The sequence below is a fragment of the Pseudomonas sp. GW821-FHT02H09 genome, assembly GCF_059421425.1.
This window is the reverse complement of the sequence record NZ_JBWKVA010000030.1, coordinates 50,191-76,779: the sequence shown is the minus strand read 5'-3', so window position 1 is coordinate 76,779 and position 26,589 is coordinate 50,191. Positions and strand designations below refer to the sequence as shown.

Here is a 26,589-nt window from a genome sequence, read left to right as displayed (position 1 = left end):
CAGAGCGTCACGGGCTGCATTCCCACGCAGAGCGTGGGAACGATCATTGGCAGATCTGACACCCAGTAATCAAAAAAAAGGGCGCCTCTGAGGTTAATGCCAGTCAGTTAAGGAATTTTTGGCTTCGCGCATTCCCCCGTAGCAGCTGCCGAAGGCTGCGTTCGAGTGCGCAGCACTCGTAAAATGGCAAACTTCGTCCTTTCAGGAGGACCGTATATCGCCTATTTGCGACTGCTTTGCAGCCGGACGCAGCCTTCGGCAGCTGCTACAGCAATAGGGCAAGCCCGCTCCTGCAACAAACCGCTATCCTTGGCCTCACCTCCCTCCAAACGAGTGTTCCCATGCTTGAGGTGCAAGGCGTGTTCAAGAGCTATGCAACACCGCAAGGTCCGTTGGCGGTGTTGCAGGGTGTCGACTTGCAGCTGCAACACGGCACCAGCCTGGCGCTGATGGGCGAGTCGGGCAGTGGCAAGAGCACGTTGCTGCATCTGATTGCCGGGCTGGACAAGGTTGATCGCGGCAGTATCCGGATCGGCGAGCAGCGTCTCGATCAGATGAGCGAAGCGCAACTGGCGAACTGGCGCCGCACTGAGGTGGGCCTGGTGTTCCAGCAATTCAACCTGATCAGCAGCCTGCGGGTCGAAGACAACCTGGCCTTTCAGGCGCGCCTGGCCGGGCGTTATGAGCCGGTCTGGCAAGGGCAGTTGATCGAGCGGTTGGGGTTGGGCGACTTGCTCAGGCGTTACCCCGAACAACTTTCTGGCGGTCAGCAACAACGGGTGGCGCTGGGACGTGCACTGGCTTCGCGCCCCGGTTTGCTGCTGGCGGATGAACCCACCGGCAGCCTCGACGAAACCACCAGTGATGAAGTGCTGAAACTGCTCCTGGAGCTGCTCGACGACAGCCCGACCAGTCTGCTGATGGTCACCCACAGCCCAAGGATCGCGGCCCGTCTGGCGCAAAGAGTGATGCTGCATAACGGGCGTCTGGCCGGCGTGGAGGGGCGCTGAGGTGCGGCTTTTTTATGGGACATTGCGCGCGCTGCTGAGCCACTGGCGGCAGCACCCGGTGCAGTTTTTCAGCGTGCTGACCGGTCTCTGGCTGGCCACCGGCCTGTTGACCGGCGTGCAAGCGCTGAACAGTCAGGCCCGCGAAAGTTACGCGCGGGCCAGCCAGTTGATTGGCGGCGAACCCCAGGCCAGCCTGACTGCGCCCAATGGTGCGAGCTTTTCCCAAGCCTTGTTCATCAGCCTGCGCCGCGCCGGTTGGCCGGTGTCGCCGGTGTTGCAGGCGCGCCTGACGCTCAAGGGGCATGAAGATCAACGTCTGCAATTGATGGGGATCGAGCCGCTGTCGCTACCGGCCGGGTCTGCAGTGGCCGGGCAAGCGCTGCAGATGGCGCGGATTGTCGATTTCTTCAGCGCTCCGGGCAGCACCTGGATTGCTCCGCAAACCTTGCAGGTATTGGGTTATCGCGAAGGCGAACAACCGTTCGCGGCGAATGGGCAACGCTTGCCGCCGCTGCACAGCCAGGCCGACATGGCGCCCGGTGTGCTGCTGGTGGATATCGGTTTCGCACAACAGGTGTTGGGCATGCCGCAGCAGCTCTCGCGCCTGCTGCTGCCCAAGGATTTCGCGGCGACGCAGCCGGTGCTGCCTGAAGACCTTGCCCGGCAGTTAGTGCTCAAACGCAGTGGCGAAGAAAACAACCTGTCGCGCCTCACCGAAAGCTTTCACCTGAACCTCGATGCCTTGGGCTTTTTGTCCTTCGTGGTGGGCCTGTTTATCGTGCATGCCGCCATCGGCCTGGCGCTGGAGCAACGCCGCGGATTGATGAGAACCCTGCGGGCCTGCGGAGTCAGTGCGCGCATGCTGATCTTCAGTCTGAGCATGGAGCTGGGTTGCCTGGCGTTGCTGGGCGGTATCGCCGGAGTTGCCAGCGGTTATCTGCTGGCCGGGATGCTGTTGCCGGATGTCGCTGCCAGCCTGCGCGGGTTGTATGGTGCCGAAGTGGCGGGGCAGTTGAGCCTGAGCCCGCTCTGGTGGTTGAGTGGTGTGGGGGTGAGTCTGCTCGGTGCGTTGCTGGCCGGCGCCAACAGTTTGCTGCGCGCGGCACGTTTGCCATTGCTCGCACTGGCCAACCCGCAAGCCTGGCACCAGGCCCATGCCCGCTGGCTGCGACGCCAGGGCTGGGTGGCGGCGATGGCCGGTGGGGTCGCGGTAGTGGCCTTGTTGCTGGGCGACAGTTTGACCAGCGGGTTTGTGCTGATGGCTTCTCTGTTCCTGGCGGCGGCATTGAGCTTGCCAGTGCTGCTCAATGCGCTGCTGAGTGGCGTACTCAGGCGCAATCGCTCGGTGCTGGGCCAGTGGTTTATTGCCGATTGCCGCCAGCAATTGCCGGCCTTGAGTCTGGCATTGATGGCGCTGTTGTTGGCGCTGGCCGCCAACATTGGCGCCGGCAGCATGACCGCAGGCTTTCGCCAGACCTTCAGTGACTGGCTCGAGCAACGTCTGACCGCCGAGCTGTACGTCAACCCGCAAAGTCCGGGGCAGGCGCGTGAGATTCAGGCGTGGCTGGGCCAGCAGCCGCAGGTCTCTGCGCTATTGCCCAGCTGGCAGGTGTCGATCCAGTTGCAGGGCTGGCCCGCGGATTTGTATGGCGTCATCGATCACCCGACGTATCGCCAGCACTGGCCATTGCTGCAAGTGCTGGGGGACAAACCCTGGGATCAGTTGGCCACAGACGACACGCTGATGCTCAGTGAACAATTGGCCCGGCGACTGAAGGTGCAATTAGGCGATCGGCTGACGATTCCAACGCCGCAAGGCCAATGGTCGCCGCGCATCGTCGGGATTTATGCCGACTATGGCAATCCCAAAGGCCATTTACTGGTCAACGCTGAACACCTGCAGCGCTTTTGGCCGCAACTGGCGCCGAGTCGTTTCAACGTGCGCATTGACCCTGCGTCCGCGCCGTCGTTGGTGCGCGCTCTGCAAGCGCGCTTTGCGCTGGACGACAACCGCATCGTCGAGCAGACGCAACTCAAGGGTTGGTCCACGCAAGTGTTCGAACGCACCTTTGCTGCCACCGCAGCGCTCAACAGTTTGACGCTGGGGGTTGCTGGCGTTGCGTTGTTTATCAGCCTGCTGACCCAGAGCCAGAGTCGTCTCGGGCAACTGGCGCCGTTATGGGCCTTGGGCGTAACCCGGCGTCAATTGATGCTGCTCAACCTGGGGCAGACCTGGTTATTGGCGGTGTTGACCTTACTGCTGGCGTTGCCATTGGGGATGGTGTTGGCGTGGTGCCTGAACGCGGTGATCAACGTTCAGGCGTTTGGCTGGCGTCTGCCGCTGCGGATCTTCCCGTTGCAACTGTTGCAATTGATGGCCCTGGCGCTGTTGGCGACGTTGCTGGCATCGGCCTGGCCGCTGTTCAAGCTCTACCGCACCCGACCGGCCGATCTGCTCAGGACCTTTGCCCGTGAAGACTAAGTGGCTGCGGCTCGGTGTGCTGCTCTTGGCGCTGTGGCAATTGAGCGGCTGCGATGACGCGGCGCAAAAAAACACCGACAGTTTTGCCGGGCTGGGCAATGAGGCGGCGGCTTTTACGCCCGTGATTCCCGGTAGACCGTTCATCTTTCCGGCAGATCACGGGCCTCACGATGGCTTTCGCATCGAGTGGTGGTACGTCACCGCCAACCTCAAGGACGATCAGGGACGCCGTTTCGGTGCGCAATGGACCTTGTTTCGCAATGCGCTGAACGCCGCCCCCGATCAACCTGGTTGGGGCAACCAGACGATCTGGCTGGGCCACGCGGCGGTGACTTCGGCCAGTCAGCATCACGCGGCCGAACGCTACGCTCGCGGCGGCGTCGGGCAAGCCGGAGTGAATGCTACGCCGTTCACTGCCTGGATCGATGACTGGAGTTTTGCCAGCCAGTCAGGCACCGAAAATCCCTTGGCCGATTTGCAACTGCATGCCCGTGGACAAGGCTTCAGCTATCAATTGCGCCTGACGTCGAGCAAACCCCTGGTGCTGCAAGGCGAGCAGGGTTTCAGCAAAAAATCCGAACAAGGCCAGGCGTCGTATTACTACAGCCAGCCGTTTTTTCAGGCTGCGGGCAGCCTTGAAATCGACGGCAAAGCCTATCAGGTCAGTGGCCCGGCCTGGCTGGACCGCGAGTGGAGCAGTCAACCGTTGACCGCCAGCCAAACCGGTTGGGACTGGTTTTCCCTGCACCTGGATAACGGCGAGCAGGTCATGCTGTTTCGGGTGCGCGAAAAGGACGGAACCTCGTATTTGACCGGGACCTGGATATTTGCCGATGGTCATACGCAACCACTGCGCGGGGGCGACATCAGCCTCACGCCGCTGGTCACCTCTGATGTCGCGGGGCGCAAGATGCCGACCCGTTGGTCGGTCAAGATTCCCGGCAAAGGTCTGGACATCACCACTGTCGCGCTGAATCCCAACGCCTGGATGGCGCTGCGGATTCCTTACTGGGAGGGGCCGGTGCAGTTGAGTGGCAGTCATGCCGGCAGCGGTTATCTGGAAATGACCGGGTATTGAGCTGGAGGGTAGCTGCCTGACTGCCCATGGGCTCGACGCAATACGCTGACACAGTGCTTGTCAGAAATATTGTGACCAGATTTATTCAGATTTTGCTAACGGACAGATCGATCAGGTTCCATTAAAATCTACCCGTTCGCCCAGTGTAATGGCTCTTTACCGGTGCATGGATTGCCAGGCCAGTGCGCTGGGCGAACTCCCTTCTGATCGCTCAGCGACATTCAAGCGCACTCCAGATCCGGCGCGCTTGATCCCATGGAACTCACTCACATCATGTTGATGACCGCACTGTCAGGCCAATGGCGGCAGATTCAGCGCGGCGCAGCACTCCAGGATCGAGCGCCGCTGGGTTTCGGCATACAGCGCCAGCTCATCGATGGTCGAACGGCCGAGGGCCTTCTCGAACTCTTGCTGGTTCGATTGTGAGGCGTAATGGCTTTGCGCGTCGTCACCGAGGTTGGACTGGAAAATGCCCGCCGCACTGACCGGCAAAAAGTCCTCGTATACCAGTGGCTCGAAACGAAGGTAGTGCCCACTGATCAAACCCTCCAACGTCGCCGGCTTCGACAGATCGCCTCCAGCGGCGAGGCCCTTTTCGGTGACGAAGTAGCGGAAGTACGCCAGGCCTTGTTGGCGCATTCCGGCGTAGGTGTCCGGGAATTCGCTGAAATGGGCTTGCAGCAGCGTGTTGTAGCGCTGAGCATTTTCTTCGTTGGGGAAATCCTTCAACTCATCGCGCGCGGCATTCAGCAAGCGGTCGTACAGCGCCCGGCCTGCCGGCGTCAGCGCCGCGCCGCGTTGTTCGATTTCGCCGAAACGGGCGCTGTGGCTGCCGCTGGCCTGGTCCTGATCGACGAAGGCGATAGCCTCTTCCAGCGCCTTGAAGCTGGTCTGGCGTAGCAGAATCGGGCACTCACGGCGTGGCGGGCCTTCGATCACGGCTTTGGGGGTAATGCCGTGTCCGGGCATTTGCGCCTGGACCACATCGATGTCCAGGGTGCGCGGGGTCAGGTGATTGATGTGCGGCCCTTTGAAGGCCACCACGTCGGCGACCAAACGGTGCTGAGCGCTCAGTCGCTGGTATTGCTCGGCAGTGACGGTTGCGCTGTGATGCCAGCGAAACGTCTCCAGCGCCTGTTTGACGAATTCATCGGCGTCTTGTTCGTTGAGCCCGCCCTGGGCTTGGGATTTGTCGATCAGGGTCAGCGCGGTTGGGGTGAAGATCGAGCGCTTGGCCAGGACCGACTGGGCAAACTCGCGCAGCTCGGGATTTTCAATGAGTTCCAGCCTGAGCAACGAGGTGAACACCCGAAACGGGCTGATCTGCAACGACGCCTCATGCACTGCGCGGAACGCGGTGGAGTGCACCGGCACCCCGGCGGGCGTCAGGTCGTAATAGCCGACTGGCTGCATGCCCATCACTGCAAACAAGCGGCTGAGGGTCGCCAGTTCCTGGGCGGTACCGACGCGGATAGCGCCATGGCGCTCCAGGTCCAGGCGTTCGATTTCACCGGTGGCGCGCAGCTGTTGTGCAACGCTGCTGTCGGTGCCCAGCACTTGGGCGTTGGTCTGCGCTACCAGTTCCATCAGCGCTCCGTACAGCGGCACCTCTTCTCGATACATGTCCGACATCGCCCGTGAAAAGCGTTGGCGGATCAGGTCAGGGCTGACGAAGCTCTGGATGCTCATAGACAGAATTCCCGGCGCAGTGAAATCGTGGGTTCAAGGAGGTTTTTCGTTGCCCGATTCTGTTCGGGGCAGGGGGGCACTGGCAAACGAAGTTTCTTCTGAACTTCATTCTGCAAATGACTGCACCCGCGATCCGCATTCCCCCCGTAGCAGCTGCCGAAGGCTGCGTTCGGTCTGGGCCGCATTCGGACGTAGCGGTCGTAAAATCAAGCACTGCGGTGTTACAGGTTAACCGTGGTTGCAGGATTTGCGACCGCTTCGCGGCCGAACGCAGCCTTCGGCAGCTGCTACGGTTCGCGTAACGGCTAAGCCCCCTCGCCACAAATTGACCACCGCGTATTGGCCAGCAAAACCGCTGCCGATGTCATGCCCAGAGCGCTCGCGGGTGCTTGCTCGAGGCGCTGACCGGTGATGGCTATTTGCCGTTCCCCTGATAGACTTTCAGCAAGCCCGCACGTAACAACCGGCGTCTCAGGATCCGTTCAGCAGCACAGAGGAGCTTTGGCCCCTATGCGACACACTGGAGGAAAGGGACTTTCACTGGCCAGGAGGCTGTACACCTCGCGAATGTTGGGCTTTGCCCTGGGCCTCCTTTGCGTGGGAGGCGCGATGTATCCGCTCAATCCATCGCGCTGGGTGTGGGGGCTCATGCTGTTGAACGGCATTCTCTGGCCGCATCTGGGCTATCAATGGGCACGCCGGTCGAAAGTGCCTTACCACGCTGAACACCGCAATATACTGATCGACTCGTTTCTCGGCGGTTTCTGGGTCGCCGCCATGCACTTCAATCCCTTGCCCAGTGCGACCACGCTGTCGATGATGGCGATGAATAATGTCGCCATTGGCGGTATACGCTTTCTGCTGGCCGGTTGTGTCGCTCAGGTTTTGGGTATCGCCACCGCGCTGCTGATTTTTTCACCGGCATTCATTCCCCAAACCAGCCCTGTGCAGCTGTATGCCTGCTTGCCGCTATTGATGCTTTACCCCTTGGTGCTGGGGTGGATCTGTTATCGGCAAGCCGACACGCTGGGGCGGCACAAGCGTGAGTTACTGGCGCTCAGCCGTACCGACAGTCTGACTGGCCTGCTGAACCACGGGGCCTGGAAGGACCAACTGGAAGTCGAGTTTCAGCGTTGTCAGCGCCAGCAGCAAGGCGGGGCCATCGCACTGATTGACATCGATCACTTCAAGGCCATCAATGACACTTACGGCCACGTCGCCGGAGACCTGGTGCTGCGTCAGTTGAGCAAAATTCTCAAGCAAAACCTGCGCGCCAGCGATCAGGCGGGGCGTTATGGTGGCGACGAGTTTTGCGTGATCCTGCCGGACGTGCCGCTGGCCAACGCCGCTCAGGCCATGGATGCCCTGCGTGATCGCTTCGCCTGCCTGGGCTATGAGCAAACCCCGGCGATGAAGGTCAGCCTGAGCATCGGCCTGGCCGCGTTCAACCCGGCGCACAGCGATGCAACCCTTTGGCTCAATGACGCCGACCAGGCGTTGTACGAAGCGAAAACCATGGGCCGTAATCGGGTCATTTGCCGAGCGTATGGCGCGCTGCACCAGGTCCTGCTCAACCCGGTGTGAGGCGGGTTGAATAAAGCGAGCGCTACGGTACGCGGTGAGCCTCAGGCGGCGACGGCTTGTCGCTGATGCGCCGCCAGACGCACGGCGCGGACCGAGTTGCCCGGCTGCAGTTGCAGGCGCTTGGCGGTGAGGCGATCGATCACCAGGTGGCTGCCCACCAGCCGCGCCTTGGCGGCAGTGATGCGGCAGTTCTCGAGGCGGCGGTTGTGGATCAGCCAGACCGGTGCTTCGTCGTCCGGTGTGCCAATGGCCAAGGTCAGCGGCTTGCTGTCGCGCACTGTGCGGATATCTGCGATTTGCGCCTCAATGACTGGCCCGCCGTCAAAGATGTCGATATAGCCCTGATGGGAAAAGCCTTCGGCCTGCAGAATGTTCAGCGCCCGCTCGGTGTTCTTGTGCGCCTTGCCGATCACCGCCTGCGCTTGCTCGCTGAGCAGGCAGGTGTAGAGCGGTTGACGCGGCATCAGCTCGGCGATGAAAGACTTGTTGCCCAGCCCGGACAAGTGATCGGCCTGGCTGAAATCCATCTTGAAGAAGTGCCGGCCCACGCTGTCCCAGAACGGCGAGCAGCCGTATTCGTCGGCGCTGCCGCGCATTTCGGCGATCAGTTTGTCGCCGAACAGGTGCGGGAATTCAGCGACGAACAACAGGCGCGAAATAGACAACAGCCGACCGTTGCTGCCCTTGCGCTGATCGGGCCGCAGGAACAGCGAGCAGACTTCCGATTGACCGGTCATTTCGTTGTTGAGAAACAGCGTCGGTATCTGCCGTTGGATGCCGAGCTCTGGCGACGAATTGACGGTCAAGCCAACCCGGTAGTTGTACCAGGGCTCCCGCAGGCCGACGGCGCCGGCCAGCGCGCTGACACCCACCACTTGCTGATCGTCGTCTTCAAGCACGAACAGGTAGTCCGCGTCGGCGCGCTCGACCTGTTCGGCAAAGGTCCGCTGTGCCCAGCGCAGACGATGGGCCAGGCGCTCCTTGTCGGCCGGCAGGGTAGTGAACCCCGGGCCGGCACGTTGGACCAGCTCCAGCAGCGCGGGCAGGTCGGTGATACGAGCCGGGCGTACGATCATGGTGCAGCTCCTTCGTCGCGCCGAGTCTGGCACGGTGGTGTGGCGCGGTTCAAAGCGCAATCAGCCGGACCTGGCTGCCTTCAGCAAGCTTCAAGACGGCGAGCATTTCTGCGTTCAGGCTGACCGGCTGGCCCGGGGTCCAGTCCAGCTCGACAACAATCGCCCGATAGTTTTCCAGTGAGTCATTGCTCACCAGGTATGCAGCACCGGGGCCAGCCTGCGGGCTGAGACGAGCACTCACCATCTGGCTGTGAGCGATGGAGCGAATGCTCGAGGTCCGGGCAAAAAGCGTGGGACCGCCGTCGAAAATATCGACGTAGCTGTTGGCTTCGAAACCCTCGCGCAGAAGTATGTCCATTGCGTCCTGGCCCGCCGGATGGGCCTGGCCGATGCAGTCCTGGGCGGCCTGCGAAAGCATGGGGACATAGATCGGGTATTGCGGCATCAGCTCGGCCAGAAAGGTCCGGCTCTTCAAACCGCAGAGGCGTTCGGCCTCGGCATAGGGCAGGTCGAAAAAATGCTTGCCAAGCGCATCCCAGAACGGGGATTCGTCGTCTTCATTGCTGTAACCGACGATCTCGCTAATGGTCACCTCGGCAAAGCGCCGGGAATGGGCGGCCATGAATAAAAGGCGCCCGCGTGAGCTCAACTCGGCGAAAGGCGTTTGCGCCAGCGTCGAATCAACATGAAAGCCACACAGCAAGGTCTGCCCGTTCAGGTCATGACACAGCGACAGGGCCGGTACCTCGTGCTGGATGTTCAGTTCATGCGAGGTGCTGGTGAACATCCGGTTGCGCAAGCTGTAAAACGGCTCTGACAAACCAGTGGTCGCGACGATTTCCGAGCAGCCCATCAGACGCTCGTTGGTCGTGTCCTCCAGAACGAACAGGTAGCTTTGGTCACCATGGGTCTGGACATCGCTGGCGAACGAGGTGCTGGACGCGAGAATTTTTCCGTGCAGGCGCCGGGTGTCGTCCGGCAAGGACGTCACGCCCACCAGGCTGTCACGGGCAAGGCGTTGCAAACCGGGCAGGTCGGTTAACTTGACTGGACGTAAGACCAGCATGGATGCACTCCTGTATCAAAGGGTTCAGCGCCGCCTCGCCCGAGGGCGATGAACTTCGATGAACTTGACTATCACTGTCGGTTTCCACGCGTTTCAATGCCTGCCGCTGGAATACTCTGCGGCTGCGTACTTTTTTGCGCTCTTGCTGGCGCTTGGTAATGGTTGCCCGAGACCTGTCCTGGTCTCGGATAACGGCTGGATCCGTGTTAAAGAGCGTCGGGCACTATTTTTCCTCCAGCAAATGAGTGGTGAATTCGGCCCGCAGCGCATCAATGCCCTCCAGACGATCACCGGGATTGGGGGTGTGCAATGACAGACAGGCGATCAGCGCCTCAACCTGGGCCAGCGCCGGGACCAGCGTATCGAATGCCGAAACCGACTCCACGGGAGAGCTGATCACCAGGTCGGCCAATTCACGTAGCGGTGAGGCGTAAATGTCGGTGAACAGCACCACCCGGGCATGCCGGCTCTTGGCCGCACTGGCAACGCGCAGTGCCAGGGACTGATAGCGGCGATAGTCGAAGAGCAGCACGATGTCCTGACGTTGCACCTCGAACAGGCGCTCGGGAAGCTGAGCATTGTCTTCCAGGGCGAAGCAACCGGAACGCAGCAGGCGCAGATGGTTGAGCAGGTAGTTGGCCAGAAAACTGCTGAAGCGTCCGCCGAAGCAATGCACTTGATGGCGTGGCTCGAGCAGCCATTCAACCAGAATGCGCACGTCCTCGGGCTGGGTCAGTGCCTGTGTTTCGAGCAGGGCGCGATGGCTGTCCATCAGATAATGGGTCCAGGCATCGCCTTGTTTGATCTCTGAGCGGGGTTGTAACAGGGCGCTGGGGGAGCGCAGGCGATCATCCATGTCGCTGAGCAAGGCTTCGTGGAAATCGGCGTAACCGTTGAAGCCCAGCTTCTTGACCAGGCGCACGATGGTGGGATCACTGACGCCGGCGCGCTCCGCCAGGCGTGACATCGGGCCCAGCCCATTACGCGGATACTGGTCCAGCAATGCGCGAATGACCTTGCGCTCCGAGGGCGTCAGATCAAGGGCGGGATCTGTGATCAGTTCTCTGAGAGAGGGCATCCAGGCTCCTGCAGGATGGATGTGTCGCTTTTATTTCATAATCCGTTAAAACAGTATTTATGTAGCTTACGTTACATGTCTAGTGAATTTTTGTATGGGGCGAAAAGGCCCAAAATGGGGCGAACGCCCTATCCGAAGGAGGCGGCGGACGTTTCGCTTTCTGTTGTGGGCCAGTTCCCTGAAGGCCCACGAAAACCCCACGAGAGTCCTCACTTGATTCGACAAATTGGGAAAGTGCCTGCGACAAGTGATACAAACGCCTGGACAGCATATCGATTGCCATAACCCGAGTGATTTCCCTTGCAAGCCACCCGCCTGACCCTGATCTGCCACGCCCGAACCGTCGCACAGAAACTGGCGCGTTTTGCGTTGGACGAGTCCCTGGAAATGGATTGGCAAGCGGCGCGGGGCTCGCGAGCCGGGAGCTTTAAACGCTTGCCACAATTGCTCAGCGCGCCGGAGACTCGGGCCAGGCAAACCGCCGAGCTGTTTGGGGCCCGGATGCAGATCGTACCTGCGCTGCGTGATTACGATGTCGGTCGCTGGCAAGGCCTGCGGATCGATGACCTGCAAAAGAATGAACCCGAGGCACTCCAGGCCTGGCTGACCGATACCACCTGTGCGCCCCACGGTGGCGAGTCAGTGGCGCAACTGTGCGAGCGGGTGGCTGATTGGCTCCAGACTTTGCGCAACACGCCGGGGCACGTGGTAGCGATCACTCATCCGTTTGTCATTCGCGCGGCGATTGTTCATGTCATGCAGTGCCCGCCCGCGGCCTTTAATGTGATCGATGTCGAGCCGTTGTCGGCGACCGAGTTGCGGTTTAATGGTCGGTGGCGGCTGCGTTTGCAGGAAAACGGCTCAGAGATGGAGACGATCACCCCATGAAGAAAATCCTGATCATCGGCATCGGTGCCGGTAACCCCGAATACATCACCGTTCAGGCCGTCAATGCGCTGAATCGGGTCGACGTGTTTTTCATCATGGACAAGGGCCAGAGCAAGGTAAAACTCACCGACCTGCGCCGTGACATCTGTGAGCGCTACATCACCGATCACGACTATCGCTTCGTCGAAGCCCACAGCCCCGAACGCGTCCGTGGCGACGTGGACTACAGCGCAAGCGTCCATGATCTGAATCGCGACAAGCAGCAGACTTTCGAGCGGTTGATCACCGGTGAAATGCAGGACAACGAATGTGCAGCGTTTCTGGTGTGGGGCGATCCGGCGCTGTACGACAGCACCATCAGAATTTTGCAGGCGATCCTCGCGAGTGGCCGTTGCACCTTCGATTTCGAGGTCATCCCCGGCATCACCAGCGTCCAGGCGCTGGCGGCACAACATAAAGTGCCGTTGAACAGTATTGGCCGATCAGTCGAAATCACCACCGGGCGCAGGCTTGCTGCCGGGTTGGTCAGCGATGCCGATAGCGTCGTGGTGATGCTCGATGCCGAAGATGCCTATCGGCAGGTTGCCGATCAGGATCTGGATATCTATTGGGGCGCCTACCTGGGTACGCCGGACGAAATCCTGATTGCCGGCAAACTGAAGAATGTTGCCGACGAGATCGAGCGGGTGCGTAAAGCGGCGCGCCAGGCCAATGGCTGGATTATGGATACCTACTTGTTGCGCAAGCCTGAAGGTCCGCAGGACTGAAGGGCGCCCGGACTTGCCGGTGGCGGTCATGTCTTGGGGACGACTGGCATTGCCCGGTGGCTGAACTATAAGAAGTACCAGGGAACGTTTCTGATGCGACGGACCCGCAGGCAGGCGGTGTATTCCTGACGCCGCTTAATCCAGCTCGAAACCCATCGCAGGTATCACCATGCAAACCCGTCTCGGATCCGCTCTCGCGCCGTTTCTGCTCGGTCTTTGCGCCGCTGCCATTCTGGCAGGCTGTGCCGGTTCCCAGGATCGATCCGCCGAAAACCGCCAGGCCTGTGTCAATGCCGGTTACAAGCCCGGCACCGATAGCTTCACTAACTGCATGATGCAATCGGACACCCAGCGCAGTAAGGCCACCGCGGACAGGCAAACCGACAAAAACCAGCCGCCTGACGCCGAGGTGGCGGTCCCGATCCCGGCCCCGGTCTCGAAAGGTTGCCAGACCACCGAAAGCACTGAAGTCAAAGGTGCTGCAACGCAGGCGGGGCAGACCACCAGCACGCGTACCTCATCGGTGTGTGGCGGTCAGTGAAGAGACTGATCATCGCCAGGCCGATTTCTTCTGCGCCCCTACGTACCGCGGAGAGTCAGCCAGAGCTGGGGGCGACGTCGACCATTCAGCGCGCCGTCGAAGCCTTTATTCTGTTTAATCTTCTGGAGAACGGTTCATGGCTCGCGCATCAGAATTCATCGATATCCCGGCTTCGGCCGAACAGGTCTGGCGATTGATTGGCGGCTTCAATTCGCTGCCGGACTGGTTACCCTTCATCCCGAAAAGCGAACTCAGCGATGGCGGCCGCGTGCGCAGCCTGCAAACGCTGGACGGTCTGGTGATCGTCGAGCGCCTGGAGGCCTTCGACAATGCGGCGCGCTCCTATAGCTACTCGATCAGCCAGGCACCGTTTCCGGTCACTGATTACCTGGCCACATTGCGCGTCGAAAACCTGGAAAGCGGGCAGACCTCGCGAGTCACCTGGTCGGGCCGCTTCACGCCGGTTGGCGTGAGCGACGAGGCGGCGGTGGAGCTGTTCACCGGCATCTACCGCGAGGGACTGTCGGCATTGCGGGCCAACTTTCCGGATTGAAGTGTGTTGTTTCAGATCGTTCCCACGCATGTCAGATCGTTCCCACGCTCCGCGTGGTAACGCATCCCGTGACGCTCTGCGTCACAGCCGAAGGCGGACGCGGAGCGTCCATGGCGGCATTCCCACGCGGAGCGTGGGAACGATCAGAAAGCGGGCAGACCTCGCGAGTCACCTGGTCGGGCCGCTTCACACCGGTCGGCGTGAGCGACGAGGCGGCGGTGGAGCTGTTCACCGGCATCTACCGCGAGGGACTGGCGGCATTGCGGGCCAACTTTCCGGATTGAAGTGTGTTGTTTCAGATCGTTCCCACGCATGTCAGATCGTTCCCACGCTCCGCGTGGTAACGCATCCCGTGACGCTCTGCGTCACAGCCGAAGGCGGACGCGGAGCGTCCATGGCGGCATTCCCACGCGGAGCGTGGGAACGATCAGAAGTCCTGCTTCAGGTAGCCGGAGTCGAGATGAACGCCTCGAGTTGCTCGGCATATGCCGTGAAACGACTGACCAGTGGGAACTGCGCAACGTCGACCTGGTCGGCGATCACCAGTTGGGTAAAGCTCCAGGCGACGGCGAGGGTGATGCCGTCCTGTGCGATCGAACCGTCCATTTTCAGCGGCTGTCTGACCAGCTCTCGTTCCAGCTCGGAATACGCCGCCAGCAACTGCCCATGAACACGCTCCAGCCACGGCGCATGTTGTTTCTCGGCAGGTCGCAGGTTCCTCTCGTAATAGATCTGAACCGATTTCTCGTTGGCTGCCATTGCCAGCCCTATCAGCCGCAGGGAACGCAGGCGCTGCTTCAGGTCGGCGGGCATCAGGCTGTTGCCGGGGCCGGCCAACGCCTCCAGATACTCGATGATCAAGTTCGAGTCCATCAGCACTTCGCCGTCGCCCAGAACCAGTGTCGGAGCCTTGACCACCGGATTGATCCGCTGGAATTCTTCGAACCCCCGGAACACCGAAATCGACGCATGTTCGAACGGGATATCCAGGCATTTCAGGGTAATGGCGACGCGTCGAACGTAAGGTGAATCCAGCATTCCGATCAGCTTCATGTACAGCTCCTTGTGATGAGCAACGGTGCGATGACGGGGGCTAATTTAGCGGTAAACCTTCAGGGTTGACCATCCTCTTGAACAGGAAGTTTATGCCCGGGTTGGGGGCCCATTCGCCAGCTATGCTTGCTAATCCAAGGGCTGAGTGAAGCAGGAGGCCTGATATGTCCGCCATTAAAACTGCGCTGGTCCTGGCCGGCGGCGGCAGTCTGGGGGGCTGTTCAGGTCGGCATGTTGCGGGCGCTGGTCGAGGCCGGAGTTTCTTTCGATCTGGTGATCGGCGCGTCGGTGGGGGCCATCAATGGCGCGTATTTCGCGGCCAAACCCAATGCCCGGGGCGTCGCCGAGCTGGCGGACTTCTGGCGAGGCTTGCACAAGGGGGATGTGTTTCCGTTCTCGCTGATCGATACCCTGGCCGCGATCCTGCGGCGTCGAGGTTTTTTGCTGCAGTCTTCGGCGCTGGAGCATTTGGTGCGCCGCGCACTGCCGGTCACGTTGATCGAAGACACCGAGCTGCCCCTGTATATCGTCACCACCAACCTGCTCACTGGCGCCGAAGAACTGCTGTCGAGCGGCAGTGCCGAACAGGCCTTGCTGGCCAGCGCGGCTATCCCTCTGGTGTTTCCTTGCGTGCAAATCGGCGACAAATGGCTGGTTGATGGCGGCGTGGCCAGCAACACGCCGATCGCCAGTGCGGTAGCTCTTGGGGCGACGCGTGTCGTGGTGGTGCCAACCGGGTTCGGTTGCGCCTGTCCGCGCCCGCCGGCCGGTCTGGTGGCGCTGGCGCTACATACCCTGAACCTGATGAGCACGGGGCAACTGGTGCGGGACATTGAGCTGTATTCGCCGCGGGCCGACATCCATGTGGTCGCGCCGCTATGCCCTTTGGGGATTTCGGTGTTCGACTTCAGCCAGACCGATCAGTTGCTGCAACGGGCCTATCAGCAAACCCTGAGCTGGATCGAGAAGGGCGGGCTGGTGCGTACCGGGGTTCCGGGTTCATTACAGGCCCACACTCACCACGCGAAGTAGTCAGCTTGCGCTAATCCTCAAACCCCACCTGCTCGTGAATCTCATCGACCTTCAATTCCAGTCGATAGGCCACGGCGATAAACAGCGCCTGGCACAAGCACAAGGTCGCACTCAGCGAGCGGAAGGCGAACGAGCTGCCCTCATTGACCAGCAGCACCGTATTGGCTCGCTTGGCCAGGGGTGAAAGGTTGCTGTCGGTGATGATCAGGGTTTTCGCCTGATGCAGCTGGGCGATACGCAGGCAGTGCTGGGTTTCCTTGCCGTACGGCGTGAAGCTGATGGCGATCACCAGGTCGTTGGCGCGCACGCTGCGCATCTGTTCGCGATAACTGCCGCCCAGCCCCGAGACCAGGTGAATACGCTTGTTGGTGTGTTGCAGGTTGTAGACCAGGTAATCGGCCACCGCGAATGAACGACGCACGCCGACGACGTAGATATTGTCCGCATTCACCACCAGATCCACGGCTTTGTCGAACGCCTGGTCGTCCAGCTCCAGGCCCAGACGCTCGATGCCTGACAGCGTGGCGTTGACGCATTCGCGCGCCAGATCGCCGCCGCTGGCTTTCTGCGACTTGTTGGCGATCATGCTGCGAATGCGCTGCTGGTAGTTCTGCACCGGCGTGGTTTTGTGGGTATAGGCCTCGCGAAACAGCGCCTGCATCTCACTGAAGCCACTGAAGCCGAAGCGCTGGGAGAAGCGCACGATGGCCGAGGGATGCACTTCGCATTCACGAGCAATGTCGCTGATGCGGTCGACCATGATCCGGTCGCTTTGCTGGCTCATGTAGCTGGCGATGCGTTTGAGCTGGCGCGGCAGGCTTTCGTATTCATCGGTGATCAGCTGCAGCAGACGCTCGGCATTGATCGGGGGGCTGAGGAGGTCGCTCTCGGGCGGACTCTCGGGCGTAGCCGGCTGATCGGTGCGGGACATAAAAAATCCTTCTGGCTTGTTCTTATAGGGACGGCTAGTGAATGCCGGCCCTCGACAATAGGTTGGCTGTGCGCAGTCTACAGGGTAGGCGCAAATAAAATCTTGAGTGTGAAGTCAAGTGATGGATTGCTGAATCGATCCACTGTGTCTGGATCAGTCCTGGAAAAGCTTATTGGAAAAAATATTCCATGTAAAAAATTTATAGAATAAATATTGATTGGCGCCGCGAGACGTTTTAGTCTGGCCCCACACCAAGAGTGTTCGGCGCCTCCACAGCGGCGAACGCAGGCTGATAAAAATAACAGGAGCCAGCATGGGCCAGACTCGTTTTGCCAGTGGGCGTCAATTGGATCTGATCTGCCTCGGGCGCCTTGGCGTCGACCTCTACGCACAGCAAGTGGGTGCGCGGCTGGAGGATGTCAGCAGTTTCGCCAAATACCTGGGGGGGTCATCGGCGAACATCGCCTTTGGTACCGCACGCCTGGGCCTTAAATCGGCGATGTTGAGCCGGGTAGGGGACGACCATATGGGTCGTTTTCTGCTCGAGTCCCTGGCCCGCGAAGGCTGCGACATCAGCGGTATCAAAATCGATCCTGAACGCTTGACCGCCATGGTTTTGCTGGGTCTCAAGGACCGCGAAACCTTTCCCCTGGTTTTCTACCGCGAAAACTGCGCCGACATGGCGTTGCGCGCTGAAGACATCCAGGAATCCTTCATCGCGTCCAGCAAAGCCTTGCTGATCACCGGCACGCATTTCTCCACGGACGGCGTGTACAAGGCGAGCATCCAGGCGCTGGAATATGCCCGCAAGCACAACGTCAAACGGGTTCTCGACATCGACTACCGCCCGGTGCTCTGGGGCCTGGCCGGCAAGGCTGACGGCGAAACCCGTTTCGTCGCCGACCAGAAGGTCAGCCAGCATGTGCAGAAAATTCTCCCCGGCTTTGACCTGATTGTCGGCACTGAAGAAGAGTTTCTGATTGCCGGCGGCAGCGAAGACCTGCTCACTGCGCTACGCACGGTGCGTTCGCTGACTGCCGCAACCCTGGTGGTCAAGCTTGGTCCGCAAGGTTGCACGGTGATTCACGGGGTGATCCCGGTGCGTCTCGAAGACGGCGCGATCTATCCCGGTGTACAGGTCGAAGTACTCAACGTGCTTGGGGCCGGCGATGCCTTTATGTCGGGCTTCCTCAGCGGTTGGCTGGAGGATGCGAACGACGAGCGTTGCTGCCAGTTGGCCAATGCCTGCGGCGGTCTGGTGGTGTCGCGGCATGCCTGTGCCCCGGCGATGCCGACCCCTGCCGAACTGGATTACCTGTTCAACAGCCCGGTGCCGATTACCCGACCCGATCAGGACATGGTGCTGCAACGCCTGCACCAGGTCAGTGTGCCGCGCAAAGCCTGGAAGCAACTGTTTATCTTCGCCTTCGACCATCGCGGGCAACTGGTCGAACTGGCGCAAAAGGGCGGCCGTGACCTCAACAGCATTGGCCAACTCAAGCAGTTGTTCATCAAAGCCGTGGAGCGGGTCGAGGCCGATTTGCGCAAGCAAGGTATTGAAGCGGATGTCGGGCTGTTGGCCGATCAGCGCTTTGGTCAGGATTCGTTGAACGCCGCCACCGGTCGCGGCTGGTGGGTCGCGCGTCCGGTGGAAGTCCAGGGTTCGCGGCCATTGGCTTTCGAGCACGGTCGTTCGATCGGCAGCAACCTGATCGCCTGGCCTCAGGAGCAGATCATCAAATGCCTGGTGCAATTCCATCCTGACGACGAGCCGATGCTGCGTCTGGAACAGGAAGCGCAAATCAAGGGCCTGTATCAGGCGGCGCAAGTCAGCGGCCATGAATTGCTGCTGGAAATCATCCCGCCCAAAGATCATCCCTCGCCTCATCCGGACGTGCTCTATCGCGCCATCAAGCGCCTGTACAACCTCGGCATCTTCCCGGCCTGGTGGAAGATCGAAGCGCAAAGTGCTGCCGAATGGGAGCAACTCGATGCACTGATTCAAGAGCGCGATCCTTACTGCCGGGGCGTGGTGCTGCTGGGCCTGAATGCGCCGGCCGCAGCCCTTGCCGAAGGTTTTCAGCAGGCCAGTCAGAGCAAGACCTGCCGTGGCTTTGCTGTCGGCCGGACGATTTTTCAGGAACCCAGCCGGGCCTGGATGGCCGGTGAAATCGATGATGAAGCGCTGATCCAGCGGGTGCAGGGCACCTTTGTCGAATTGATCGAAGCCTGGTGCGCTGCTCGCGCTTGAAACTGATTTGTGTGTGGACACTGGACCTGTGGGAGCGAGCTTGCTCGCGATGACGGCGGCACATTCAACATCAATGTGATCGTCATACCGCTATCGCGAGCAAGCTCGCTCCCACAGGGTTCTGCGCCACATTCAATGGTTAATGTAAAAACAATAAAAGGTGCAGCCATGCCCGCAATCCGAATTGGCATCAACCCGATTTCCTGGAGCAACGACGACCTGCCATCGCTGGGCGGTGAAACGCCGCTGAGCACTGCCTTGAGCGAGGGCAAGGAGATCGGCTACGAAGGTTTCGAGCTCAACGGCAAGTTTCCCAAAGACGCCAAAGGTGTCGGCGATGTGCTGCGGCCCTACGATCTGGCGCTGGTCTCCGGCTGGTACTCCAGCCGTCTGGCCCGGCGTTCGGTGGCCGAGGAAATCGACGCCATCGGCAGTCACGTCGAGCTATTGGCCAGGAACGGCGCGAAGGTGCTGGTCTACGGCGAAGTCGCCGATTCGATTCAGGGCCAGCGCATTCCACTGGTCGAGCGCCCGCGTTTGCATACCGAACAGGCCTGGCAGGAGTACGCCGACAAGCTCACGGAGCTGGCGCGTTTCACCTTGTCCCAGGGCGTGCGCCTGGCGTACCACCACCATATGGGTGCCTACGTCGAATCGCCGACGGACATCGACACGCTGATGAGCCTGACCGGCAGCGAAGTCGGCCTGCTGTTCGATTCGGGTCACTGCTACATGGGCGGCGGCGAACCCCTTGAGGTGCTGCGCAAACATATCGACCGCGTTTGCCATGTGCATTTCAAGGACGTGCGCAAACCGGTGGTGCAGCTGGCGCGCAACAACCTCTGGAGCTTCCCGGACTGCATCATCAACGGCACCTTTACTGTGCCCGGCGACGGCGATATCGACTTTGCCGCGCTGCTCGACGTGCTGCTGGCCGCCGATTATCACGGCTGGCTGGTGGTCGAGGCCGAGCAGGATCCGGCCGTTGCACCGAGTTATGTCTACGCGAAAAAGGGTTACGACACGCTGCGTGGTCTGCTCGATGCCGCCGTATCTAACCGGAGCACTGGAAAATGAGTCTTTTGGTCAAAAGCAAGGCGCACTGCCAGACCATGGTCGAGCTGGGTGCCGGTGAGCTGGAGTACGTCGGGTTCGCCGCCTACCGCTTGAGCCTTGGCGAAACGCTGCCGGTCAGCGCTGGTGATAAAGAACTATGTCTGGTGCTGCTCAGTGGTCGGGTCACGATTCAGGGCGAAGCGCCGGGGCAGGGTGCGTTCAATTGGGACAACATCGGCGACCGGCAGTCGGTGTTCGAGGACAAGTCTCCGTTCGCCGCCTACTTGCCACCGCAGAGTCAGGCGCAAGTGGTCGCCTTGAGCGATGTGCAGATCGCCGTCTGCGCCGCCCCCGGTTCGACCACCAACGGCCTCGGCCCACGGCTGATCAAACCGCAAGACATGAAGCGCAGCGTGCGCGGCAAAGGCGCCAACACCCGTTATGTCTGCGACATCCTGCCAGACACCGAGCCGGCCCATTCGCTGCTGGTGGTGGAGGTGCGTACGCCTTCCGGGCATTCGTCGAGCTACCCGCCGCACAAGCACGACACCGACGACTTGCCGCACCAGAGCTTTCTCGAAGAGACCTATTACCACCAGATCAACCCGCCCCAGGGCTTTGTGTTTCAGCGGGTCTACACCGACGACCGCAGCATCGACCAGGCCATGGCCGTGGAAAACAGTGATTTGGTGGTGGTACCCAAGGGCTATCACCCGGTCAGCGTGCCCTACGGTTACGAGTCGTATTACCTGAACGTGATGGCCGGGCCCAAACGCGTCTGGCAATTCCATAACGACCCGCAGCACAGCTGGCTGCTGGATCTGTAGGCCTTACTGCGCTTTTAACTTTCAGACGGAGAACAAGAACAATGAGTGACGCCCAGGTAATCGGTCATTACATCAACGGCCAGGTGCAGGACAGTGGCAGCGAACGCTTCAGCAATGTCTTCAACCCGGCCACTGGCAGCGTTCAGGCACGGGTCGGACTGGCCAGCCAGAAGACCATCGACGAAGCCGTCGCGTCGGCCTTGAAGGCGTTCCCGTCCTGGTCCGAACAATCGTCCCTGCGTCGCTCGCGAGTGATGTTCAAGTTCAAGGAACTGCTGGATCGTCATCACAATGAGCTGGCGGAAATCATCAGCCGCGAACACGGCAAAGTCTTTTCCGATGCCAAAGGCGAGGTCACTCGCGGCATCGAGATCGTCGAGTACGCCTGCGGTGCGCCGAGCCTGCTCAAGACCGAGTTCAGCGACAACATCGGCGGCGGCATTGATAACTGGAACCTGCGTCAGCCGCTGGGCGTCTGCGCCGGCGTCACCCCGTTCAACTTTCCGGTGATGGTGCCGTTGTGGATGATCCCGATCGCGCTGGTGACCGGTAACTGTTTCATCCTCAAGCCGTCGGAGCGCGACCCTTCGGCCAGTTTGCTGATGGCGCGCCTGCTGACCGAGGCCGGTCTGCCGGACGGCGTGTTCAACGTCGTTCAGGGCGACAAGAGCGCGGTCGATGGTTTGCTGCAACACCCGGACGTCGAGGCGGTTTCCTTTGTCGGTTCGACGCCGATTGCCGAGTACATCCACCAGCAAGCCACCGCGCGTGGCAAACGCGTGCAGGCGCTGGGCGGGGCGAAGAACCACATGATTGTCATGCCCGACGCGGATCTGGATCAAGCCGCCGACGCGTTGATCGGTGCCGCTTATGGTTCGGCCGGTGAGCGCTGTATGGCGATTTCGATTGCCGTGGCGGTGGGCGACGTCGCTGACAAACTGATCGAAAAGCTGCTGCCACGCATCGACCAGCTCAAGGTCGGCAACGGCATGCAGGGCGACAGCGACATGGGGCCGCTGGTCACTGCCGAGCACAAGGCCAAGGTCGAAGGTTTCATCGACGAGGGTGTGGCCCAGGGCGCGCAACTGATTGTTGACGGTCGACACTTCAAAGTGCCGGGTGCAGAGAACGGCTTCTTTGTCGGCGCGACGCTGTTCGACAAGGTCACGACCGAAATGAGCATCTACCAGCAGGAAATCTTCGGTCCGGTACTGGGTATTGTCCGGGTCGCGGATTTCGCCAGCGCCGTGGCACTGATCAACGCTCACGAGTTTGGCAACGGCGTGTCCTGCTTCACCAGCGACGGCGGCATCGCCCGGGCGTTCGCGCGCAGCATCAAGGTTGGCATGGTCGGCATCAACGTACCGATTCCGGTACCGATGGCCTGGCATTCCTTCGGCGGCTGGAAGCGCTCGCTGTTCGGCGACCACCATGCCTACGGCGAAGAAGGCATCCGTTTCTACAGCCGCTACAAAAGCGTGATGCAGCGCTGGCCTGACAGCATCGCCAAAGGCCCGGAATTCAGCATGCCGACTGCCAAGTAATTCAGCGTTTACCCCGAATGCATAACCTTCAATGCGGAGAATAAGAAAAATGAGCCAGCCCCTGCGTTTCGCCCTGAATCGTATGGTTGCCCCACGTTTGTCACTGCCGGACTTCATTGACCTGGCGGTGACCTTGAAAGCCGATGCCATCGAGATCCGCAACGACCTCAAAGGTGTCGAGATCGAAGACGGTACGCCGCCGGCTCGGGTCCGTGAGTTGTGCGCGACCCAAGGGATCAAGGTGCTGTCGATCAACGCGCTGTATCCGTTCGATGTGTGGAACGCCGAACGCCGGGCGCAAACCCTCAAGCTCGCCGCCTATGCCCGTGACTGCGGTGCGGAAGGATTGGTCATGTGCCCGCTCAATGATCGTGCCGATCCGCGCACAGAGGCAGAGCGCAACGCCGGGTTGCGCACGGCACTGAGCGAACTGGCGCCGATCCTGCGCGAGTACGGGATTCTCGGCTTTATCGAACCGCTGGGTTTTGAGGAGTGTTCACTGCGGCGCAAACGCACGGCGGTGGATGCGATCAAGGCGATTGGCGGGCTGGATGTTTTCCGCCTGGTGCATGACACCTTTCACCATCACTTGGCCTGCGAGCATGAATTCTTCCCCGAGCTGACCGGGCTGGTGCACATCTCCGGTGTCGAGGATGCACAAGCACCGCTGGCGACCATTCGCGACGGTCATCGGGTGCTGGTGGGCGAGGCGGACATTTTAGGCAATGCCGCGCAGATCGATACCTTGCTCAGCACCGGCTACAAGGGCTACCTGTCGTTCGAACCCTTCGCCGAAAGCGTGCATGGGCTGGCGGATATCCAGCAGGCGATTGGCGCGAGCATGGATCATTTGAAGCACGCGCTGGCCTGACACGGTTAATGGATTGCCCGGATCTAATGTGGGAGCGGGCTTGCTCGCGATGGGCGCGACACGGTGGCGTCTGGTACATCGACATCGCGAGCAAGCCCGCTCCCACACTTGATCCCGGTCAATCTCTGGATTTGCATTCACACAAGGTGCAAGCATGACTACTACAAGACTGACCATGGCCCAGGCCCTGGTGAAATTCCTCGATAACCAGTACGTCGAGGTGGATGGAGTCGAGAGTAAATTCGTCGCCGGGATATTTACCATTTTCGGTCACGGCAACGTGTTGGGCCTTGGCCAGGCACTGGAGCAGGACAGCGGCGAGCTGGTGGTGCATCAGGGCCGCAACGAACAGGGCATGGCCCACGCGGCCATCGGTTTCGCCAAGCAACACCTGCGGCGCAAGATCTACGCCTGCACTTCTTCGGTCGGGCCGGGCGCTGCGAACATGCTCACCGCCGCGGCAACAGCGACTGCCAACCGTATTCCGTTGCTGTTGTTACCCGGCGATGTCTACGCCAGCCGCCAACCGGATCCGGTACTGCAGCAGATCGAACAGTTTCACGACCTGAGCATCAGCACCAACGATGCGTTCAAGGCCGTGAGCAAATACTGGGACCGGATCAACCGCCCCGAGCAGCTGATGAGCGCAGCGATCCACGCCATGCGGGTGCTCACCGATCCGGCGGAAACCGGCGCGGTGACTCTGGCCTTGCCCCAGGACGTGCAGGGCGAGGCTTACGATTACCCGGATTATTTCCTGCAAAAACGCGTACACCGCATCGACCGCCGACTGGCCACCGAAGCGATGCTCGGTGATGCCCTGGCCTTGCTCAAAGGCAAGCGCACACCGCTGATTATCTGCGGCGGCGGGGTCAAATACTCAGGCGCCAATGCGGCGTTGCAGGCCTTTGCCGAGCGTTTCGATATCCCGTTCGCGGAAACCCAGGCTGGTAAGAGCGCGGTGGTTTCAGCCCATCCGCTGAACGTCGGCGGTATTGGCGAAACCGGTTGCCTGGCGGCAAATCTGCTGGCCAGGGAAGCTGATCTGATTATCGGCATCGGCACCCGTTACACCGACTTCACCACCTCGTCGAAATCACTGTTCCAGCATCCCGAGGTGCAATTTCTCAACCTGAACATCAGCTCCTGCGATGCGCTGAAACTCGACGGCGTGCAGTTGCTGGCCGACGCTAAATCCGGCCTGCAAGCCTTGTCCGATGCGTTGGCGCTAACCGGTTATCGCTCCGCGTGGGGCGATCAACCGCGCCAGGCCAAGGCGCAACTGGACGCCGAGGTCGACCGTGTTTATCAGGTCCAATACCAGACTCAGGACTTCGTCCCGGAAATCAACGACCACATGGACCCGGCGGTACTGCGCGAGTTCATCGAGCTGACGGGCTCGTGCCTGACCCAAAGCCGGGTGCTCGGCGTGCTGAATGAAACCTTGCCCGGTGACGCGGTGATCGTTGCCGCCGCCGGCAGTCTGCCCGGTGACCTGCAACGCAGCTGGCGCAGCAAGGGCGTGAACACCTATCACGTCGAGTACGGCTATTCCTGCATGGGTTACGAGGTGAATGCCGCGCTGGGCGTGAAGCTCGCCGAGCCTGAACGCGAAGTCTATGCGCTGGTGGGGGACGGCTCGTACCTGATGCTGCATTCGGAGCTGGTCACCTCGATCCAGGAGCGACGCAAGATCAACGTGATCCTGCTCGACAACATGACCTTCGGCTGCATCAACAATTTGCAGATGGAACACGGCATGGACAGCTTCGGCACCGAGTTCCGTTTCCGCAACCCTGCTACCGGCAAGCTCGATGGTGGTTTTGTGCCGGTGGATTACGCCATGAGCGCGGCGGCCTATGGCTGCAAAACCTACAAAGTGAACACGGTTGAAGAGCTGCAGGCGGCGCTGGCCGATGCGCGTTTGCAGACGGTGTCGACACTGATCGATATCAAGGTTCTGCCCAAAACAATGATTCACAAATACCTGTCCTGGTGGCGCGTTGGCGTGGCGCAAGTCTCCACCAGCGCACGCACCGATGCGGTAGCCAAAACCCTGAATGAACGACTGGCCAAGGCCCGTCAGTACTGATTGCTCTGGATACAACAACAAACATTCCAATGGAGAACAGACATGTCTTTGCTTTCTAATTCGTTGCGAATCGGCGTCATCGGCACCGGTGCCATCGGTCAGGACCATATCCGTCGTTGCAGCCAGACCTTGCTCAACAGCCAGGTGGTGGCCGTTACCGATATCAATCTTGAGCAGGCGGCCAAGGTTGTCGCCGACTTGAAACTGACCGCCGAGGTCTACCCCGATGGCCATGCGCTGATCAAGGCGCCGGAAGTCGAAGCGATTCTGGTGACGTCCTGGGGCCCGAGCCATGAAGAGTTCGTACTCGCGGCGATTGCCGCCGGCAAACCGGTGTTCTGCGAGAAGCCGCTGGCGGTGACCGCCGAAGGCTGCCGCAAGATCGTCGAGGCCGAAGTAGCCCATGGCAAGCGTCTGGTGCAGGTGGGGTTCATGCGTCCGTACGATCAGGGCTATCGGGCACTCAAGGCGGTGATCGACAGCGGCCAGATCGGCGAACCGCTGATGCTGCATTGCGCGCACCGCAACCCGAGCGTGGGCGAGAACTACAAGACCGACATGGCGATCACCGACACGCTGATCCATGAACTGGACGTGCTGCGCTGGTTGCTGGCCGATGATTATGTGTCGGTCCAGGTGGTGTTCCCGCGCAAGACCAGCAAGGCCCACGCTCACTTGAAGGACCCGCAGATCGTGCTGCTGGAAACCGCCAAGGGCACCCGCATCGACGTCGAGATTTTCGTCAATTGCCAGTACGGCTATGACATCCAGTGCGAAGTGGTCGGCGAGACCGGTATTGCCAAACTGCCTGAGCCATCCCAGGTGCAACTGCGCAGCGGCGCCAAACTCTCCAATGCGATTTTGATGGACTGGAAGGATCGCTTTATCGCCGCGTATGACGTCGAGTTGCAGGCGTTTATCGACGGCGTACGGGCCGGGCAAGTAGGCGGGCCGTCGGCCTGGGATGGCTTTGCGGCGGCGGTGGCGGCGGATGCCTGCGTTGCAGCACAGCAGAGCGGGACGATCGTGAAGGTCGGGTTGCCGGATCGTCCGAAGTTTTACGGCTGACCGATCGTTCCCACGCTCCGCGTGGGAATGCATCCCGTGACGCTCTGCGTCA

The 26,589-nt window shown here is 60.6% G+C and carries 22 protein-coding genes and 1 pseudogene; 17 read left to right on the top strand and 6 right to left on the bottom strand.

The features are described from left to right. Window positions 1–341: 341 nt before the first annotated feature. The 3 genes from AC07VR_RS29260 to AC07VR_RS29250 are packed head-to-tail and all read left to right on the top strand — an operon-like array spanning window position 342 to window position 4,570. Window positions 342–1,010 carry an ABC transporter ATP-binding protein gene (locus AC07VR_RS29260; RefSeq protein ID WP_495013353.1) on the top strand — a complete coding sequence of 223 codons (669 nt, stop codon included), beginning with the start codon at window positions 342–344 and terminating at the stop codon, window positions 1,008–1,010. 1 nt (window position 1,011) lies between these two features. Next, a complete protein-coding gene (locus AC07VR_RS29255; protein WP_495013352.1) occupies window positions 1,012–3,492 on the top strand; it encodes an ABC transporter permease in 2,481 nt (826 codons plus the stop codon). Further along, a complete protein-coding gene (locus AC07VR_RS29250; protein WP_495013351.1) occupies window positions 3,482–4,570 on the top strand; it encodes a lipocalin-like domain-containing protein in 1,089 nt (362 codons plus the stop codon). Before AC07VR_RS29255 ends, AC07VR_RS29250 begins: the two co-directional genes overlap by 11 nt. Before the next feature lie 291 nt (window positions 4,571–4,861). Here AC07VR_RS29250 and hglS read toward each other — a convergent pair whose 3' ends face one another. After that, window positions 4,862–6,259, bottom strand: a complete 1,398-nt coding sequence (gene hglS / locus AC07VR_RS29245) for a 2-oxoadipate dioxygenase/decarboxylase HglS (RefSeq protein WP_495013350.1) — start codon at window positions 6,257–6,259, stop codon at window positions 4,862–4,864. Between the two features lie 510 nt (window positions 6,260–6,769). Here hglS and AC07VR_RS29240 point away from each other — a divergent pair. Then, window positions 6,770–7,843, top strand: a complete 1,074-nt coding sequence (locus tag AC07VR_RS29240) for a diguanylate cyclase (RefSeq protein ID WP_495013349.1) — start codon at window positions 6,770–6,772, stop codon at window positions 7,841–7,843. Window positions 7,844–7,884: 41 nt separating this feature from the next. Here the strand turns inward: AC07VR_RS29240 and astA are convergent, their stop codons facing one another. The 3 genes from astA to AC07VR_RS29225 form a co-directional block, all read right to left on the bottom strand. After that, the gene (astA, locus tag AC07VR_RS29235) at window positions 7,885–8,919 is read right to left on the bottom strand and encodes an arginine N-succinyltransferase (protein ID WP_495013348.1); all 1,035 of its coding nucleotides are present in this window, start codon (window positions 8,917–8,919) and stop codon (window positions 7,885–7,887) included. Between the two features lie 49 nt (window positions 8,920–8,968). Beyond that, complete coding sequence (locus tag AC07VR_RS29230) at window positions 8,969–9,985, bottom strand: arginine N-succinyltransferase (protein WP_495013347.1); 1,017 nt, start codon at window positions 9,983–9,985, stop codon at window positions 8,969–8,971. A gap of 223 nt (window positions 9,986–10,208) precedes the next feature. After that, a complete protein-coding gene (locus tag AC07VR_RS29225; RefSeq protein ID WP_495013346.1) occupies window positions 10,209–11,063 on the bottom strand; it encodes a MurR/RpiR family transcriptional regulator in 855 nt (284 codons plus the stop codon). Between the two features lie 300 nt (window positions 11,064–11,363). On the opposite strand from AC07VR_RS29225, the gene AC07VR_RS29220 reads away from it, so the two are divergent. The 5 genes from AC07VR_RS29220 to AC07VR_RS29200 all read left to right on the top strand — a co-directional run bounded on the left by AC07VR_RS29220 (window position 11,364) and on the right by AC07VR_RS29200 (window position 14,096). Continuing rightward, on the top strand, window positions 11,364–11,951 hold the full coding sequence (locus tag AC07VR_RS29220; protein ID WP_494995722.1) for a histidine phosphatase family protein: 588 nt from the start codon (window positions 11,364–11,366) through the stop codon (window positions 11,949–11,951). Further along, window positions 11,948–12,718 (top strand): precorrin-6A synthase (deacetylating), encoded by a 771-nt coding sequence (gene cobF / locus AC07VR_RS29215; RefSeq protein WP_495013345.1) that lies wholly within the window; start codon window positions 11,948–11,950, stop codon window positions 12,716–12,718. Before AC07VR_RS29220 ends, cobF begins: the two co-directional genes overlap by 4 nt. Before the next feature lie 169 nt (window positions 12,719–12,887). Beyond that, on the top strand, window positions 12,888–13,259 hold the full coding sequence (locus AC07VR_RS29210) for a hypothetical protein (protein ID WP_495013344.1): 372 nt from the start codon (window positions 12,888–12,890) through the stop codon (window positions 13,257–13,259). Between the two features lie 136 nt (window positions 13,260–13,395). Then, entirely contained in the window at window positions 13,396–13,812 is a 417-nt protein-coding gene (locus AC07VR_RS29205) for an SRPBCC family protein (RefSeq protein ID WP_495013343.1), read from the top strand. Window positions 13,813–13,865: 53 nt separating this feature from the next. Next, entirely contained in the window at window positions 13,866–14,096 is a 231-nt protein-coding gene (locus AC07VR_RS29200) for an SRPBCC family protein (protein ID WP_495013342.1), read from the top strand. Between the two features lie 157 nt (window positions 14,097–14,253). Here AC07VR_RS29200 and AC07VR_RS29195 read toward each other — a convergent pair whose 3' ends face one another. Beyond that, window positions 14,254–14,865 carry a glutathione S-transferase gene (locus tag AC07VR_RS29195; RefSeq protein ID WP_495013341.1) on the bottom strand — a complete coding sequence of 204 codons (612 nt, stop codon included), beginning with the start codon at window positions 14,863–14,865 and terminating at the stop codon, window positions 14,254–14,256. A 164-nt stretch (window positions 14,866–15,029) separates the two neighbouring features. On the opposite strand from AC07VR_RS29195, the pseudogene AC07VR_RS29190 reads away from it, so the two are divergent. Then, a pseudogene (locus AC07VR_RS29190) lies at window positions 15,030–15,897 on the top strand (patatin-like phospholipase family protein). 10 nt (window positions 15,898–15,907) lie between these two features. On the opposite strand, the gene AC07VR_RS29185 reads toward AC07VR_RS29190, so the two are convergent. Continuing rightward, entirely contained in the window at window positions 15,908–16,828 is a 921-nt protein-coding gene (locus tag AC07VR_RS29185) for a MurR/RpiR family transcriptional regulator (protein ID WP_494995589.1), read from the bottom strand. Window positions 16,829–17,141: 313 nt separating this feature from the next. On the opposite strand from AC07VR_RS29185, the gene AC07VR_RS29180 reads away from it, so the two are divergent. From AC07VR_RS29180 to iolG, 7 genes are all read left to right on the top strand, one after another. Continuing rightward, a complete protein-coding gene (locus AC07VR_RS29180) occupies window positions 17,142–19,079 on the top strand; it encodes a bifunctional 5-dehydro-2-deoxygluconokinase/5-dehydro-2-deoxyphosphogluconate aldolase (RefSeq protein WP_495013340.1) in 1,938 nt (645 codons plus the stop codon). Between the two features lie 168 nt (window positions 19,080–19,247). After that, complete coding sequence (gene iolE / locus AC07VR_RS29175; RefSeq protein ID WP_495013339.1) at window positions 19,248–20,156, top strand: myo-inosose-2 dehydratase; 909 nt, start codon at window positions 19,248–19,250, stop codon at window positions 20,154–20,156. Beyond that, window positions 20,153–20,962 (top strand): 5-deoxy-glucuronate isomerase, encoded by an 810-nt coding sequence (gene iolB, locus AC07VR_RS29170; RefSeq protein ID WP_495013338.1) that lies wholly within the window; start codon window positions 20,153–20,155, stop codon window positions 20,960–20,962. Before iolE ends, iolB begins: the two co-directional genes overlap by 4 nt. A gap of 41 nt (window positions 20,963–21,003) precedes the next feature. Then, a complete protein-coding gene (locus tag AC07VR_RS29165; RefSeq protein WP_495013337.1) occupies window positions 21,004–22,506 on the top strand; it encodes a CoA-acylating methylmalonate-semialdehyde dehydrogenase in 1,503 nt (500 codons plus the stop codon). 49 nt (window positions 22,507–22,555) lie between these two features. Continuing rightward, entirely contained in the window at window positions 22,556–23,377 is an 822-nt protein-coding gene (locus tag AC07VR_RS29160; protein ID WP_495013336.1) for a TIM barrel protein, read from the top strand. 154 nt (window positions 23,378–23,531) lie between these two features. Continuing rightward, entirely contained in the window at window positions 23,532–25,469 is a 1,938-nt protein-coding gene (gene iolD / locus AC07VR_RS29155) for a 3D-(3,5/4)-trihydroxycyclohexane-1,2-dione acylhydrolase (decyclizing) (protein ID WP_495013335.1), read from the top strand. 42 nt (window positions 25,470–25,511) lie between these two features. Further along, window positions 25,512–26,537, top strand: coding sequence for a bifunctional inositol 2-dehydrogenase/D-chiro-inositol 1-dehydrogenase (gene iolG, locus AC07VR_RS29150; protein ID WP_495013334.1), 1,026 nt, complete (start codon window positions 25,512–25,514; stop codon window positions 26,535–26,537). The last annotated feature ends 52 nt before the right edge of the window (window positions 26,538–26,589 follow it).

What these genes read in the sequence shown, in the direction of transcription:
- AC07VR_RS29260 (WP_495013353.1), top strand. Translation starts at nt 342, where the DNA reads ATGCTTGAGGTGCAAGGCGTGTTCAAGAGCTATGCAACACCGCAAGGT.
- hglS (WP_495013350.1), bottom strand. Translation starts at nt 6,259, where the DNA reads ATGAGCATCCAGAGCTTCGTCAGCCCTGACCTGATCCGCCAACGCTTT.
- AC07VR_RS29240 (WP_495013349.1), top strand. Translation starts at nt 6,770, where the DNA reads ATGCGACACACTGGAGGAAAGGGACTTTCACTGGCCAGGAGGCTGTAC.
- astA (WP_495013348.1), bottom strand. Translation starts at nt 8,919, where the DNA reads ATGATCGTACGCCCGGCTCGTATCACCGACCTGCCCGCGCTGCTGGAG.
- AC07VR_RS29230 (WP_495013347.1), bottom strand. Translation starts at nt 9,985, where the DNA reads ATGCTGGTCTTACGTCCAGTCAAGTTAACCGACCTGCCCGGTTTGCAA.
- AC07VR_RS29225 (WP_495013346.1), bottom strand. Translation starts at nt 11,063, where the DNA reads ATGCCCTCTCTCAGAGAACTGATCACAGATCCCGCCCTTGATCTGACG.
- cobF (WP_495013345.1), top strand. Translation starts at nt 11,948, where the DNA reads ATGAAGAAAATCCTGATCATCGGCATCGGTGCCGGTAACCCCGAATAC.
- AC07VR_RS29210 (WP_495013344.1), top strand. Translation starts at nt 12,888, where the DNA reads ATGCAAACCCGTCTCGGATCCGCTCTCGCGCCGTTTCTGCTCGGTCTT.
- AC07VR_RS29205 (WP_495013343.1), top strand. Translation starts at nt 13,396, where the DNA reads ATGGCTCGCGCATCAGAATTCATCGATATCCCGGCTTCGGCCGAACAG.
- AC07VR_RS29195 (WP_495013341.1), bottom strand. Translation starts at nt 14,865, where the DNA reads ATGAAGCTGATCGGAATGCTGGATTCACCTTACGTTCGACGCGTCGCC.
- AC07VR_RS29185 (WP_494995589.1), bottom strand. Translation starts at nt 16,828, where the DNA reads ATGTCCCGCACCGATCAGCCGGCTACGCCCGAGAGTCCGCCCGAGAGC.
- AC07VR_RS29180 (WP_495013340.1), top strand. Translation starts at nt 17,142, where the DNA reads ATGGGCCAGACTCGTTTTGCCAGTGGGCGTCAATTGGATCTGATCTGC.
- iolE (WP_495013339.1), top strand. Translation starts at nt 19,248, where the DNA reads ATGCCCGCAATCCGAATTGGCATCAACCCGATTTCCTGGAGCAACGAC.
- iolB (WP_495013338.1), top strand. Translation starts at nt 20,153, where the DNA reads ATGAGTCTTTTGGTCAAAAGCAAGGCGCACTGCCAGACCATGGTCGAG.
- AC07VR_RS29165 (WP_495013337.1), top strand. Translation starts at nt 21,004, where the DNA reads ATGAGTGACGCCCAGGTAATCGGTCATTACATCAACGGCCAGGTGCAG.
- AC07VR_RS29160 (WP_495013336.1), top strand. Translation starts at nt 22,556, where the DNA reads ATGAGCCAGCCCCTGCGTTTCGCCCTGAATCGTATGGTTGCCCCACGT.
- iolD (WP_495013335.1), top strand. Translation starts at nt 23,532, where the DNA reads ATGACTACTACAAGACTGACCATGGCCCAGGCCCTGGTGAAATTCCTC.
- iolG (WP_495013334.1), top strand. Translation starts at nt 25,512, where the DNA reads ATGTCTTTGCTTTCTAATTCGTTGCGAATCGGCGTCATCGGCACCGGT.